Here is a 14,239-nt window from a genome sequence, read left to right on the forward strand (position 1 = left end):
CGCACGGAAGAAGGACTCCATGACAAGCACCCCGGTTCACGAATCTGCTCACGTCAGCCATCCCGTCCGCACCCATCGCCGGCGCGTCCTGCTCAAACTCTCCGGTGAGGTCTTCGGCGGCGGTCGGATCGGCGTCGACCCGGATGTCGTGGCTGCGGTCGCCCGCGAAGTCGCCCCCACGGTCGAGGACGTCGAGGTCAGCATCGTCGTCGGCGGCGGCAACTTCTTCCGCGGCGCCGAACTTTCCCAGCGCGGCATGGACCGCACCCGCGCCGACTACATGGGCATGCTCGGCACCGTGATGAACTGTCTGGCACTGCAGGACTTCCTCGAACAGACCGGAGTCGACACCCGGGTCCAGACGGCGATCCCGATGTCCCAGGTCGCCGAGTCCTACATCCCCCGCCGCGCCATGCGGCACATGGAGAAGAACCGCGTCGTCATCTTCGGTGCCGGAGCCGGACTGCCCTATTTCTCCACCGACACCGTCGCCGCCCAGCGCGCGCTGGAAGTCCACGCCGATGAGGTGCTCATCGCGAAGAACGGCGTCGACGGGGTCTACACCGCCGACCCGAAGGTCGACCCGGCTGCTGAGAAGCTCACCGAGATCACCTACCAGGAAGCCCTGCAGCGCGGACTCAAAGTCGTCGACGCCACCGCCTTCAGCCTGTGCATGGACAACAAGCTGCCGATGCACGTCTTCGGCATGGAAGGCGAAGGCAATCTGCGCAAGGCGATCATGGGCGACAAGATCGGCACCGTCGTCCACTGAGATCCGCCGCCACCGAGGCGGTCACCCCTCCGCAGAGGAGGCGCCGAGGCGGGCCCACCGTTTCGCATCCACGCAGGTGAGGACACCCCTGTGAAGATTCGGTGCGGCATTTTTCAGTCATGACCCATAGAATGAACCCAAAGCTTACAGAGATGGAAAGAGTGAACCGTGATTGAAGAGACACTGGCCGAAGCCAGAGAGAAGATGGACAAAGCCGTCGAATTCACGCAGGACGACTTCGCGTCGATCCGCACCGGCCGCGCCAACCCCGCACTGTTCGCCGACATCGAAATCGACTACTACGGTGCTGCGACCCCGCTGCAGCAGCTGGCATCGTTCCAGACGCCCGAGGCCCGCACGATCCTCGTGACCCCCTACGACAAGGGCACCCTGGGCGATATCGAGAACGCTCTGCGCAACTCGGACATCGGTGCGAACCCGGCCAACGACGGACATGTCATCCGCGTCGTCCTCCCGGAGCTCACCGAGGAACGTCGCAAGGAATACGTCAAGATCGTCAAGGGCAAGGCCGAAGACGGCAAGGTCTCCATCCGCAACATCCGTCGCCACGCCAAGGACGTCCTCGAGCGCATCAAGAAGGACGGCGAGGCCGGCGAGGACGAGGTCACTCGCAGCATCTCGGAACTCGACGATCTGACGAAGAGCAAGGTCGACAACATCGACCAACTGCTCTCCCAGAAGGAAGCCGAACTCCTCGAGGTCTGATGATCTCCGTGACCGGGTCCGACAGCCCAGCCGCAGATCCGGCTCCCCTCGGGGAGCCGGATCACTCGCGCGACGCCGCACACTCAGAGGCACCGTTCCCCAAACGACGGGACCTGCGCCACTCGGACAAGCCGTATTCGCCGGACGATCCGGATTCGAACCCGACCCCCGAGGCGGTCGAAGAGTTCGAAGAACCCGAACCGAAGGACTACGGTCGAGCCGGCCGCAACCTCCCCGCCGCCATCGGCATGGGCATGCTCATCGGCGGCGTCGTGCTCGCCTCCCTCGTGTTCCTGCCGATCTCGTTCCTCTTCATCGTCCTCATCGGCATCGTCGCTGCGATGTGGGAACTGGCGAATGCGCTTTCGCGTTCGGGTTCCCTCGTCTCCCGTGTGCCCACCATGGTCTCCGCGGCCTGCATGGTCGTGGCCACCTATATCGGCGGTCGTGAGGCCCTGTGGGTGACCTTCGCCGCCAGCGCCGGCGCGGTTATGCTGTTCACGATGGTCGAACGGCGGAAGAACGCGGTCAAAGACGTCTCGCTCTCCCTCTTCGCCCTCACCTACGTCGGCCTCATGGCCTGCTTCATCGTCTTCCTGCTCACCCAGCCCGACGGCAACTTCTACATCATCATCTTCCTCGCCTCCGTCGTCGCCTCCGACACCGGCGGCTACGTCTTCGGCGTGCTGTGGGGCAAGCACCCCATCGCACCGAGGATCTCGCCGAAGAAGTCCTGGGAGGGCTACCTCGGCTCCACGGTCTTCGCCGCGATCGTCGCGACCATCCTCGCCGTCACCCTCGTCGGTGCCCCGTTCTGGACCGGACTGGTCATCGGTGCGGTCATTCCCGCGTTCGCGACCCTCGGCGACTTCAGCGAATCGATGATCAAACGCGATCTCGAACTCAAGGACATGGGCACCCTGCTGCCCGGCCACGGCGGAGTGATGGACCGACTCGACTCGATCCTGCCCACCGCCCCCGTCGCCCTCGTCCTGTTCATGGTGTTGCCCGGCTACCTCTGAGCAGCGTTCACCGGCGTGGCGGCTCACACACGACAGTCCCGTGCCCGACATGAGACAATGGGTCCGTGAGTTCTCAAGCAGGCAGAAGGCAGACCAGGCCCGTCGTCGAACACGCCGACGGCACGACATCGAAGACCCCGATGCGCGATGGCCGTCCCCTTCTCAACTTCAAGTCCGCGCGGGTCAAGCAGCCTCCCCAGCACTTGGCCGACATGAGCATGGGCGAACGGGTCGAAGCGGTCAAGGAAATGGGCCTGCCGGCCTTCCGCGCCAAGCAGATCTCGACGCACTACTTCAGCCACTACGTCACCGACACCGAGGGGATGACCGACCTGCCCAAGGACAAGCGGGCTGAGATCCAGGAGCGGTTCTTCCCGCACCTGCTCACCGAGGTCCGTCGGCTGCGCACCGAGAACGGCGACACCATCAAATTCCTCTGGCGTCTCTTCGACGGCGCCCTCGTCGAGTCCGTCCTCATGCGCTACCGCAACCGGGTCACCCTGTGTGTGTCCAGCCAGTGCGGCTGCGGCATGAACTGCCCGTTCTGCGCGACCGGACAGCAGGGGCTGACGCGCAACATGTCCACCGCCGAGATCGTCGAACAGGTCATCCGCGCCAACCAGGTCATCGCCGCCGGCGAACTCGCCGAGGCACCGAAGTCGGACATGCCGGGCACCGGCGAGACCGCGCTCGGCGCCGAAGCCGACGATGATGACGCGGCAGGGGAGTCCACGTTCGACGGGGACGGCACGGCCGCCTCGGCGAGCGGACCCGAACGGGTCTCGAACATCGTGTTCATGGGCATGGGCGAGCCCCTGGCCAACTACAAGCGGGTGATGGACGCGGTGCGCCGGTTCGTCGGACCGGCACCGGAGGGCCTGGGCATGTCGGCCAGGCGGATCACGATCTCCACGGTCGGGCTGGTGCCGGGCATCAACAAGCTCGCCGCCGAGGACATCCCCGTGACCTTCGCGCTCAGCCTCCACGCACCCGATGATGAGCTGCGCGATGAGATGATTCCGGTCAACACCCGGTGGAAGGCCGATGAGGCCATCGACGCCGCCTTCAACTACTACCAGGTCACGGGGCGGCGCGTGAGCATCGAATACGCGCTCATCAAGGACATGAACGATCACGTCTGGCGCGCCGAACTGCTCGCGAAGAAACTCAATGCGCGTGGCCGCGGCTGGGTGCACGTCAACCCGATTCCGCTCAACCCGACCCCCGGATCGGTGTGGACGGCATCGGAACCGGAAGTCGCCGACGAATTCGTCCGCCGCCTCCTCGACCACGGCATTCCGACGACGATCCGCGATACCCGCGGCTCCGACATCGACGGTGCCTGCGGTCAGCTCGCCGCCGCCGACTGAGACACGGCCCGGTCGGAGACATCCGATGGCCGGCACGTACGTGCCGGCACGCAATTTCTGCGGCTTCCATCTATCATGGTGGAAACACCACAGCCACTCGCTTCTGGAGGAGACATGGCGGACACGACTTTCCCTCGGATGTCCGGTTGGAAGAACGGATACGACCCCAAGCAGGTCGACAGCTTCTTCAAGCGCGCCCGCGAGTCCTTCGAACGGCCGACCCCGCAGCCCGGGGACCTGGATTCGCGTGCCGTGCGCACGGTCGGCTTCGACCTCGTCCGCAAGGGCTATCATGTCGCCGTCGTCGATGCCGCACTCGACCGCCTCGAAGACGCCTTCGCCAAGCAGGCCCGCGACCGTCTCATCGCACAGTCCGGTCAGGACGCCTGGGTCTCCGAGCTCACCCGCGTCGCCGCGTCCCTGCGGGGCCGTCTGGTGCGTGAGACCGGGGAACGCTTCGACAACCCGCCTCCCGGTGTCATCGGCTATGACATCGAGCAGGTCGATGACATGTGCGACAAGGTCAACTCCTACTTCACGCAGGGCGTGGCGATGAGCGTCGACCAGGTCCGCCGTGTGCTGTTCAAGACGGCGAAGGGCAAGAAGGCCTACAACGAGGACCAGGTCGATGCGTTCATCGACCGCGTCGTCGAGGTGATGGCCTCCGTTGACTGACTTCCACTTCTTCTCCGTTCCGACGAAGTCGCATCCCGGCACCCTCAACCCCGTCTACGAGATCCTCGACTTTCCGATCGCCATGGGGCAGGCCGACGACGTCGTCCTCACCGGTCCCGCACCCGAGAAACCGCTCGTCGACGGTCGCGAAGTCACCGACCCCCGGCTCATCAAGGCCCTGTCCGTGCCCGTCGAACTCGACCGCGCGGAGGTGCTCGACCGCAGTTCGAAACTCGCCGGGGTGCTGCGGGCCATGGGTGTGGTCCCGGAGTCCGGTGCCACGCTCACCGTCGCCGAGGATGTCCCACCGGTGGCGCGGGCGCTCAGTCTCCTCGCCGCGGCCCGGATCGGGCTGACCGTGGACCTGCGCGGTCCCGGGGATTCCTCTGACGGTGTCGCGGGCGCCGGAGATGCGATCGTTCTGCACGCTATCGAAGCGGAACCGGTCGAACCGGGTCGGGCGTCGGTGCGGGTCACCCGCTCGCGGTTCGAAGGCGTGGGCGTGACCATCGGGGCCGAGACCGCGAACCTCGATCAGGCGATGCGCGACTCCCGGGTCGAATTCGCCGCACTCGTCCCACTAGCCCCCGACCACACCCTTCTGCTCACGGACTCCGGTGAGATCGACGCCGAGTCGAGCCTCGAGTGGCTGCGCAACGAGGTCCTCTCTGCCTCGTAGGCCGCAGCACGATCCGCGATTCGCACCGACCGTGGAGCGTCTGCGCGCCGCCGGCTGCGTCTTCGCCGAAGACGAAGCGGCGATTCTTCTCGAAGCGGTGCACCTCGGCGACCCGGACACGAAGCTCGTCGACCTCGTTGCACGACGGGTCGCGGGAGAACCGCTCGAACAGATCGTCGGCTGGGTCGACTTCGCAGGACTGCGCCTGAACGTGCGGCCCGGAATGTTCGTTCCCCGGCAGCGCACCCGCCAGCTGGCCGAGGCCACGGCGTCCGCGATCAGGGACGTGGCGCGCCGCCGCGGTGCAGGAGGAGCGGGCCCGGTGGTGCTCGAAGCCTTCTGCGGAGTCGGACCCGTCGCCTCGGTCGCAGCCGCCGCAGTCACGGCCGCTTCGGTGCCGGACGTTCAGATCCATCTCGGTGATGTGCAGGCAGAGGCGGTGAGGTGCGCCGTGCGGAATGTGACAGCATCCTCGCAGGCCGGGGCGCCTGGGCAGCCGGGAGCGCTTGGGCAGTCAGGGATGCCTGGGCATGAGCGGCGGCCGGGGATCACCGTGCACGGACACACTCTCGACTGTCTGCACGGCCTGCCCGAGGCATTGCGGCACAGGCTCTCGGTCATCGCCGCCGTTCCACCCTATGTGCCCGGGACCGCCGCGGACTTCCTGCCCCGTGAAGCCGTGGACTTCGAACCGGCCCGTGCACTGTTCGCGGGCCCCGATGGGCTCGACCTCGTGCGACGTCTCATCATCGAATCCACGGACTGGCTCGCAGCCGATGGCGTGCTGCTCATCGAACTCGGCCGGGAACAGGCCGCGGACGCCGCCGAGTTCGCCACTGCCCATGGGATGCACGCTCACAGCCGCCTCGGCGAGGACGAACTGACGATCACGCTGGAACTGCGACCGGTGTCGTGAACGCGACACCGCCCGCCGAACCCCGAGGGGTCGGCGGGCGGCAGCGGCACTGAGCGGCGGGAGCGCCGAGCTTGCGCAGCAGCCGGCGGCCCAACTTCAGTTGGCGAAGGCGTTGATTCCGGTCATCGAACGGCCCAGGGTCAGCTGGTGGACCTCATGGGTGCCCTCATAGGTGAGCACGGTTTCGAGGTTGACCGCGTGACGCAGCGGCGGGTACTCGCTCGTGATGCCCGAACCGCCGAACAGGGCGCGCAGGTCACGGCAGACGTTCATCGCGGTATCGACGTTGACCATCTTGCCGAGGCTGATCTGCTCCGGACGCACACCCTTTTCGGAATCCTTGAGCTTGCCCAGGTGAGCGGCGAGCAGAGTGATCTGCGAATACTGGCCGAAGGCCTTCGCGAGCTTCTGCTGCGTGATCTGGAACGACGAGAGCGGACGGTCGAACTGGATCCGGGTTCCGGTGTACTCCAGTGCCGAGAGCAGCGCGTCACGAGCGGCACCGGTGACACCGAAGACGATTCCGTAGCGAGCCTCGGACAGGCAGGACAGGGGGCCCTTGAGTCCCTTGGCCTTCGGCAGCATGGCATCTTCGGGCAGACGGACATTGTCGAGGACGATCTCACCGGTGATCGACGCCCGCAGCGAGATCTTGCGATGGATCTCCGGGGTCTGCACACCCTCCGTGTTCGACGGCACGACGAAACCGCGCACGACCTGCTTGCCCTTGTCGTCGACCTCTTCGGTCTTGGCCCACACGACCATGACATCGGAGACCGGGGAGTTCGTGATCCACATCTTCGCGCCGTTGAGGACCCAATCGGACCCGTCCTTCTTCGCGGTCGTCTTCATCCCCGAAGGGTCGGAGCCGACATCGGGTTCGGTCAGTCCGAAGCAGCCGATGGCCTTGCCGGCGGCCATCTTCGGCAGCCATTCTTCCTTCTGCTCCTCGGAACCGAAGTGGTGGATGGCGAACATCGCCAGCGAGCCCTGCACGGACACGAGCGAGCGCAGACCGGAGTCTACGGCTTCGAGCTCACGACAGGCCAGACCGTACTGTGTGGCGGTCGATCCGCCGCAGCCGTAGCCGTCGAGGTGCATGCCGAGCAGACCGAGTTCGCCGAGACCCTCCGCGAGCTCACGGGCGGGGATCGTCGCGTCGAGGAAGTAGTCACCGATCTTCTCGCGAACGTTCTCGTCCAACCACTTCTTGACAATCGATGCGAATTCGAGGTCATCGGATTCGAAGACCGAATCCAGTCCAAGAATGTCGTCAGGGCTCAGCGTCTTGCTCATATCCATCTCTTTCGCCATTGATTCTTCTCACTCACTGTTTCACCGGATCGCGGTGGAAGACCAGCGCCGGCGAACCACAGCAGACACCTGCGGTTCATCGGGCGGGACACGAGCTGCCACGCGGGGTCGTGTCGAGTCATTTCCCAGAGAACTTTGGCATCATCGGTTGGCGTGAGTAAACGTAGCTTCATTGTAGTCGGCTCCACCGGCTCGGTCGGCACCCAGGCCCTCGATGTTCTCCGTGGACATCGGGACGAGCATCGGATCGTCGGCCTCGCCGCCGGATCCCAACTCGATCTGCTGGCCGACCAGGCGCTGACCTTCGGCGTTCCCGTCATCGGGCTCACGACCCCACCGGCCGGGGGAGAGGCCGAAGTGCGTGCGCGCCTGTCTGAGATGGCCGCGCGGCGAGGAATCGCCGATCCCGTCGAGGTCATCCACCTCGGCGACACCGCCGCCGAGGCGGTTGCGGGCCTGGACGCGGACATGATCCTCAACGCGATCACCGGTGCCGCCGGCCTGGGCACGACCCTGGCCGCTCTCGCCCAGGGCACCGATGTGGCTCTGGCGAACAAGGAATCCCTCATCATCGGCGGCTCCATCGTCCTCGACGCCGCCCGTGCCACCGGTGCCCGGCTCATTCCCGTCGACAGCGAGCATTCGGCGATCGCGCAGGCACTGCGCGCCGGCACCCACGGTGAGGTCAGCAAACTCATCATCACCGCCTCGGGCGGGCCCTTCCGCGGCATGACTCGCGATGCCCTGCGCCGTGTCAGCCCGGCACAGGCACTCAACCATCCCACATGGTCGATGGGGTCGATGATCACCATCAACTCCGCGACTCTGGTCAACAAGGGCCTCGAAGTCATCGAAGCCCATCTGCTCTTCGACATCGACTTCGACCACATCGAAGTCGTCGTCCACCCGCAGTCCCACATCCACTCGATGGTCGAATTCAGCGATGCCTCGACGATCGCGCAGATCTCCCCGCCGGACATGCGACTGCCCATCTCCTACGCCCTGGGCACTGAGGACGATGGAACGACGAAACGTCTGTCCTCGGGCGCGGTGGCGAACAACTGGGGCCAGCCCATGCACTGGTCGTTCGAACCCGTCAACCATCTCGCGTTCCCGGCACTCGGCCTGTCCATCGATGCCGGGCGGAAGGGACGCAGCTATCCGGCAGTGCTCAACGCCGCCAACGAGGTGTTCGTAGCAGCGTTCATCGCCGGTGACATTCCGTTCACAGGAATCGACAAAGGCCTCGCCCGAGCCCTGGCCGCACACGAACCGGCCGCCGCACACACCGTGGACACTGTGCTCGCAGCCGATGCCTGGGCCCGCGAGTTCGCCCACACCGACGTCGCAGAACAGACTGCCGCCCAGAAGCCTGCGCGCGACTCCGCACGCGATTCTGCCCGGAATTCCGCGCACGACTCTGCAGGGAACGGGGGCCGCGCATGACCGTAGTGCTCTACATCATCGGGATCATCCTCTTCCTCATCGGCATCTCGATCTCCATCGCCTTGCACGAACTCGGCCACCTCACCCCGGCGAAGAAGTTCGGGGTCAAGGTCACCCACTACATGGTCGGCTTCGGCCCGACCCTGTTCTCCTTCCGCAGGGGAGAGACCGAATACGGCATCAAGGCGTTCCCGCTCGGCGGGTTCATCGCGATGCCCGGCATGTACCCGCCTGCCGAAGCAACGACGAAGCGAGTCGACCGGGTCGGTGCTGTGGCTGCGGTCGACAGCGGCACGGGGACGGACGGCGAAGTCACGGCAACGGCGGGCCACCTCGGCGAGGGTGATTCCGACCTTCATCGGAACGAGCCTCTCAACGGTGACGCACCACGCCGGAATCGTCGGAAGGGTCGCCTGTTTGAGAACACGATGGCCGATGCCCGGGAATTTTCGAATCAGGAGATCGAGCCGGGGGAAGAGCACCGGACGTTCTACGCGCTGAGCGTGCCCAAGCGGCTCGTTGTCATGTTCGCCGGACCCTTCGTCAATCTGGTCCTCGGCATCCTCATCATGGCGATCTCGCTGCTGGGCATCGGCGTGATGACCCCGACGACGACGGTGCAGACCGTCGTCGAATGCGCGGTGCCGGCCTCCGAGGCTCAGCAGCGTCCCGCGTCGGAGCAGAACACGTGCCGTGCCGATGACCAGCTCACCCCCGCCTGGGAGGCCGGGATCGAACCCGGTGATGAGATCACTGCGATCGCCGGTGTCGAGACGAAGGACTGGGACCAATTGTCCGCAGTCATCAAGGAGCACGCAGGTGAGCGGGTCGAGGTCGACTACATCCGCGACGGCAAGGCAGCGTCGGTGACGGTGCCGATCATCGCCACGGAGCGGCCGAAGGTCGACGACTCCGGCAAGGCGCTGATGAACGCCGACGGCACCCCGCAGACCGAGAGCCAGGGCTTCCTCGGCATCGGACCTGTGCAGGAACGCGCATCCCTGCCGATCGGCGAATTCCCCGGAGCCGTCTGGGACCAGGTCTCGGGAGTCTTCCATGCGATCATCACCCTGCCGGTCAAACTCGTCGACATCGGCGAGGTCGCGGTCGGGTCGAAGGACCGCGACGCCGAAGGACTCGTCGGGATGGTCGGTGTGGGCCGCATCGCCGGCGAGATCGTGTCCACCGACAAGATCGACGTCGTCGACAAGGCGCAGATGGGTCTGGGCATGCTCGGCTCGGTCAACATCTTCCTCTTCGCGTTCAACATGATCCCGCTGCTGCCGCTCGACGGCGGTCACATCGCCGTCGGCCTCTACGAAGGCGCTCGCCGCCGCATCAATCGGTGGCGCGGTCGCGGACTCGTCGGACCCTTCGACACAGCGAAGCTGCTGCCGCTGACCTACGTGTGCATCGGACTCATGCTGTGCATGACGGCGCTGCTCATCTACGTCGACCTCGTCAAACCCATCACCCTCGACGCGATCTTCAACGCCGGCGGATAGGGGTGCAGGGCCTCAGGCGCTCAGGGTGATCGCCTGCACCTCGCCGAGGTGGTTGAGCCCGACCGTGATCGTCACCGTCTGATCAGGTGCATCCGTCGCTGCTGCATCGCTGGTGCCCGTCGCTGTCCCGTTGCCCGGCACCGTGACCACTCCGCGCAGCGGGGAGACCATGGTCAGGTCCGCTTCGGTGAACGGGGCCGTGACCTGCTTGGTCGCCCGCCACCTTGAAAAGCGCTCACGTCGTTCGTGCCGGGGTTCGTCGAGGTCCATGTTCATCGAGAACAGCTCATCGGCGACCGTGTCGTCGAATTGCGTGACGAGGTTCGCCGCGTCCAGGACCGTCTGGGTCTGTGCGGACTTCGCCTCATAGCGGGGCACCGGCGCCGAGGTGGAGCTGCGGTCAAGAGCCAGGCCCGGCCTCCCAATGGCTGCCGCCCAACCGGCGTCGACGGCGTTCTGAACACTGCGCTGAGCCGGGTAGTACGTGGTGTTGCCGAGCACGACGATGCTCAACCCCAGGTCGGGGAACCAGCGCATGTGCGAGCCGTAGCCGGGATAGCCGCCCGAATGGCAGACCACTCGCCCGAAGCGCGAATCCAGCCGGGTCTCCAGGCCATACCCGTAGACCAGGGTCTCCGTATGGTGCTCGCTGCGCTGGGTCTCGATGAGCCGTCGGCCCTGCTGATTGCCGGTGAGAATGTGCGGAAGCGTTCCGGGCTCCGCATCGAGGTCGTCGAGCGCGTCGAGGTGGGCCGCCATCCACGTGCCGATGTCGCCCACCGTGGAGATCACCCCGCCGATGGGGGAGAAGACCCCGGGCCCGGTGAGCTCGGCCGGGTGAAGACCGCCGTCGGCGTCGACTCGGAATCCCGGTGTCAGGTCCGGGAAGTCGGTGTGGTCGAAACCGGTGCGCGTGAGTCCCAGGGGGTCGAAGACTTCCGCGCTCACGAGCTCGGAGAAAGGGCGTCCGATAACCGCCTCGGCGACCATGCCGAGCACCGCATAGCCGAGGTTCGAATACTCGTAACCGGTGTCGGCGGGCGCTGTGGCGATCGTGCCGCGGCGCAGCCAGGCGATCAGCTCGTCCGGGGCCATCGACTCCATCCGGTCGGCCCACGGATCGTCCTTCGTGAACCCGGTGCCCATGGTCAGAGCCTGCCGGCAGGTGCGGTCGGCGATCGCCGTGCCGGCCAGTTCGGGCACAAGCCGACCGAACGGCCGGTCGAGGTCGAGGCCGTCCGCGGCGAGGAGACCGATGGCCGCGGCGGTGAAGGACTTCGTCATCGACGCGATCCGGTACGGAACGTCGGCGTTGACGGCTCGTGCGGAGCCTCCTCGGCGAAAGATCCCCCAAGCCAGGGATCCACCCTGATCGGCCAGCGCGCTCGCCTCCGCATCCAGGGAGGCGGTCATCGCCTCGATGTCGGGTTCGGGGTATGCGCCTTCGCTCACGGGTCCGCTCCTTCACATTTCCGGCACAGTTCTGGCAGGTCACTGTCACACTACCGGTCGGGCGGCAGACTGGAAGGGGAGGCTGGGACGGAATCGACCTTCGAACGCGCGACCGGGACTCGCCCAGAGGTCCTACAATGGACGTGGTTCGAACAATCCGGCCGCAGCGAGGCGCCACCTCGGCGTCGGCACCATCATCGTCGCTGGTCACCAGCCAGACGGAAGGGATCGTCTTCGTGACATCGGTGAATCTCGGAATGCCCACCGCTCCACCTCCCGTGCTTCAGCCCCGGCGGAAGACCCGGCAGATCCAGGTCGGCAAGGTCGGGGTCGGATCCGAATCCCCGGTGAGCGTGCAGTCGATGACGACGACGCCGACGACCGACATCAACGCGACCCTGCAGCAGATCGCCGAACTCACCGCAGCCGGCTGCGACATCGTGCGTGTCGCCTGCCCGACGGCCGAGGATGCCGCGGCCCTGCCGATCATCGCCGGGAAGTCCCAGATCCCTGTCATCGCCGACATCCACTTCCAACCCAAGTACGTCTTCGCCGCGATCGACGCCGGATGTGCGGGAGTGCGCGTCAACCCGGGCAACATCCGGAAGTTCGACGATCAGGTGCGTGAGATCTCGAAGGCCGCCGCCGACGCCGGAGTGTCCATCCGCATCGGCGTCAACGCCGGTTCCCTGGACAGGCGACTCATGGACAAGTACGGCAAGGCCACCCCGGAAGCACTCGTCGAATCCGCGCTGTGGGAAGCCTCCCTGTTCGAAGAGCACGGGTTCTATGACTTCAAGATCTCCGTCAAGCACCACGACCCGGTGATCATGGTCCGTGCCTACGAACTGCTCGCCGAACGCGGGGACTGGCCGCTGCACTTGGGTGTGACCGAGGCAGGACCCGCCTTCCAGGGCACCATCAAGTCCGCGACCGCCTTCGGCCACCTGCTCGCCGAGGGCATCGGCGACACGATCCGCGTCTCCCTGTCCGCGCCTCCGGCCGAAGAGGTCAAGGTCGGCAACCAGATCCTCGAATCGCTCAACCTGCGCCCGCGCCGGCTCGAGATCGTCTCCTGCCCTTCGTGCGGTCGGGCTCAGGTCGACGTGTACACCCTCGCCGAGGAGGTCACCGCCGGGCTCGAAGGCATGGAAGTGCCGCTGCGCGTGGCGGTCATGGGCTGCGTGGTCAACGGCCCCGGTGAAGCCCGCGACGCCGACCTCGGAGTCGCCAGCGGAAACGGCAAGGGCCAGATCTTCGTCAAGGGGGAGGTCATCAAGACCGTGCCCGAATCCGAGATCGTCCAGACGCTCATCGAGGAGGCCAACCGGATCGCCGAGGATGCCACCGGGGACTCATCGGGCCCGCCTGCGGTCGTCGTCGGGTGAGTGCGATACCTTGAGTCGAACACGTTCATCATCCGGGCCGCCTCCTTCGTGACGGCCACGGACAGCGTCAGGGAAGAGTGCACGGGCAGATGGTGCTGAGAATCGCGCGACTGGAGCATCAGCATACGCAGTGGCTGACAGACCTGCTCGCCCGCAATCCCTGCCAGAACGTCTACCTCATCTCCCTGCTCGAAGTCACCGGCACCGCCCGACTCGGTTCGCCCGCCGGGACTCTCTATGGGGTCTTCGACCGCGACCGGCCGGTGGCCGCCTACTGGGTGGGCGGGAACATCATCCCGGTCGCGGCGACGCCGGAGACGAACGAGGTGCTGGCACGCAAACTCAATGCCGATGGCCGCGTCTCCTGTTCGCTCATCGGTGAGCGCACCGTCATCCTCGACCTGCAGTCGCGGCTGAACTGGGGTCGACCGCGAGGCGTCAGGCAGCGCCAGCCGCTGCTGGCGATCAGTTCGGATCCGCTCGTGACCCCGGACGAACACGTTCACCGGGTGACCCTCGATGACCTCGGCGCGGTGTTTCCCGCCAGCGTCGACATGTTCACCAAAGAGGTCGGATTCTCACCCGTCGAAGACGGCACCGCCGGTTACCTGTCTCGGGTGCGCGGCATCATCCGCAGCAAGAACTGCTACGCCCGGATCTCGACCACTCTGCCCGACGGCGGAGCCGTGCCCCGATGGCCGGCGACGGAACAGGACGAGCAGGTGCTGTTCAAAGCCGATATCGGCATTCGGGCCCGCCGCATCGTCCAGGTCCAAGGCGTGTGGGTCCACCCTGAGGTGCGCAACCAGGGGCTCGGGGCGGCCGGGATGGCCGCCGTCGTCCAACGCACGCGCGACAAGGGCCATTCCACGGTGAGCCTGTATGCCAATGACTACAACGAGTCCGCGCTGCGGATGTACGCCCGCGTCGGCTTCGACCAGGTCGGCACCTTCGCCACCGTCATGTACTGATCG

At 66.0% G+C, this 14,239-nt stretch carries 13 protein-coding genes; 11 read left to right on the plus strand and 2 right to left on the minus strand.

Features of this window, described 5'->3' with window-relative positions:
• The first annotated feature begins 19 nt into the window (after positions 1-19).
• The 7 genes from pyrH to ACSE4D_RS14955 all read left to right on the plus strand — a co-directional run bounded on the left by pyrH (position 20) and on the right by ACSE4D_RS14955 (position 6,160).
• Positions 20-772: a UMP kinase gene (pyrH, locus tag ACSE4D_RS14925; protein WP_135539682.1), complete on the plus strand. Its 753-nt coding sequence runs from the start codon at positions 20-22 to the stop codon at positions 770-772.
• A 168-nt stretch (positions 773-940) separates the two neighbouring features.
• Entirely contained in the window at positions 941-1,498 is a 558-nt protein-coding gene (gene frr / locus ACSE4D_RS14930) for a ribosome recycling factor (RefSeq protein ID WP_135539428.1), read from the plus strand.
• Positions 1,498-2,520, plus strand: a complete 1,023-nt coding sequence (locus ACSE4D_RS14935) for a phosphatidate cytidylyltransferase (protein ID WP_436326161.1) — start codon at positions 1,498-1,500, stop codon at positions 2,518-2,520. Before frr ends, ACSE4D_RS14935 begins: the two co-directional genes overlap by 1 nt.
• 65 nt (positions 2,521-2,585) lie before the next feature.
• Positions 2,586-3,890 (plus strand): 23S rRNA (adenine(2503)-C(2))-methyltransferase RlmN, encoded by a 1,305-nt coding sequence (rlmN, locus tag ACSE4D_RS14940; RefSeq protein WP_436326162.1) that lies wholly within the window; start codon positions 2,586-2,588, stop codon positions 3,888-3,890.
• Positions 3,891-4,004: 114 nt separating this feature from the next.
• Entirely contained in the window at positions 4,005-4,565 is a 561-nt protein-coding gene (locus ACSE4D_RS14945; RefSeq protein ID WP_135539424.1) for a DivIVA domain-containing protein, read from the plus strand.
• On the plus strand, positions 4,558-5,244 hold the full coding sequence (locus ACSE4D_RS14950; protein WP_135539422.1) for a hypothetical protein: 687 nt from the start codon (positions 4,558-4,560) through the stop codon (positions 5,242-5,244). Before ACSE4D_RS14945 ends, ACSE4D_RS14950 begins: the two co-directional genes overlap by 8 nt.
• A 31-nt stretch (positions 5,245-5,275) precedes the next feature.
• On the plus strand, positions 5,276-6,160 hold the full coding sequence (locus tag ACSE4D_RS14955; RefSeq protein WP_436326163.1) for a hypothetical protein: 885 nt from the start codon (positions 5,276-5,278) through the stop codon (positions 6,158-6,160).
• Between the two features lie 96 nt (positions 6,161-6,256).
• Here ACSE4D_RS14955 and ACSE4D_RS14960 read toward each other — a convergent pair whose 3' ends face one another.
• Positions 6,257-7,456, minus strand: a complete 1,200-nt coding sequence (locus ACSE4D_RS14960; protein WP_436327140.1) for an acyl-CoA dehydrogenase family protein — start codon at positions 7,454-7,456, stop codon at positions 6,257-6,259.
• 171 nt (positions 7,457-7,627) lie between these two features.
• On the opposite strand from ACSE4D_RS14960, the gene dxr reads away from it, so the two are divergent.
• On the plus strand, positions 7,628-8,920 hold the full coding sequence (gene dxr / locus ACSE4D_RS14965; protein WP_436326164.1) for a 1-deoxy-D-xylulose-5-phosphate reductoisomerase: 1,293 nt from the start codon (positions 7,628-7,630) through the stop codon (positions 8,918-8,920).
• On the plus strand, positions 8,917-10,425 hold the full coding sequence (locus ACSE4D_RS14970) for a M50 family metallopeptidase (RefSeq protein ID WP_436326165.1): 1,509 nt from the start codon (positions 8,917-8,919) through the stop codon (positions 10,423-10,425). The genes dxr and ACSE4D_RS14970 overlap by 4 nt, the downstream gene beginning before the upstream one ends.
• A 12-nt stretch (positions 10,426-10,437) precedes the next feature.
• On the opposite strand, the gene ACSE4D_RS14975 is transcribed toward ACSE4D_RS14970, so the two are convergent.
• Entirely contained in the window at positions 10,438-11,877 is a 1,440-nt protein-coding gene (locus ACSE4D_RS14975) for a serine hydrolase domain-containing protein (RefSeq protein WP_436326166.1), read from the minus strand.
• A 236-nt stretch (positions 11,878-12,113) separates the two neighbouring features.
• Here ACSE4D_RS14975 and ispG point away from each other — a divergent pair, with 236 nt between their 5' ends.
• On the plus strand, positions 12,114-13,265 hold the full coding sequence (gene ispG, locus ACSE4D_RS14980; protein WP_436326167.1) for a flavodoxin-dependent (E)-4-hydroxy-3-methylbut-2-enyl-diphosphate synthase: 1,152 nt from the start codon (positions 12,114-12,116) through the stop codon (positions 13,263-13,265).
• An 89-nt stretch (positions 13,266-13,354) separates the two neighbouring features.
• On the plus strand, positions 13,355-14,236 hold the full coding sequence (locus ACSE4D_RS14985; protein ID WP_240689746.1) for a GNAT family N-acetyltransferase: 882 nt from the start codon (positions 13,355-13,357) through the stop codon (positions 14,234-14,236).
• Positions 14,237-14,239: the final 3 nt, after the last annotated feature.

The organism is Brevibacterium sp. FAM 27836 (assembly GCF_051351055.1).
Lineage (GTDB): Bacteria > Actinomycetota > Actinomycetes > Actinomycetales > Brevibacteriaceae > Brevibacterium.

Bases quoted from the DNA above. Each gene is read 5' to 3' on its own strand.
- pyrH (WP_135539682.1), top strand. From the start codon at position 20: ATGACAAGCACCCCGGTTCACGAATCTGCTCACGTCAGCCATCCCGTC.
- ACSE4D_RS14935 (WP_436326161.1), top strand. From the start codon at position 1,498: ATGATCTCCGTGACCGGGTCCGACAGCCCAGCCGCAGATCCGGCTCCC.
- ACSE4D_RS14945 (WP_135539424.1), top strand. From the start codon at position 4,005: ATGGCGGACACGACTTTCCCTCGGATGTCCGGTTGGAAGAACGGATAC.
- ACSE4D_RS14960 (WP_436327140.1), bottom strand. From the start codon at position 7,456: ATGAGCAAGACGCTGAGCCCTGACGACATTCTTGGACTGGATTCGGTC.
- ACSE4D_RS14970 (WP_436326165.1), top strand. From the start codon at position 8,917: ATGACCGTAGTGCTCTACATCATCGGGATCATCCTCTTCCTCATCGGC.
- ACSE4D_RS14985 (WP_240689746.1), top strand. From the start codon at position 13,355: ATGGTGCTGAGAATCGCGCGACTGGAGCATCAGCATACGCAGTGGCTG.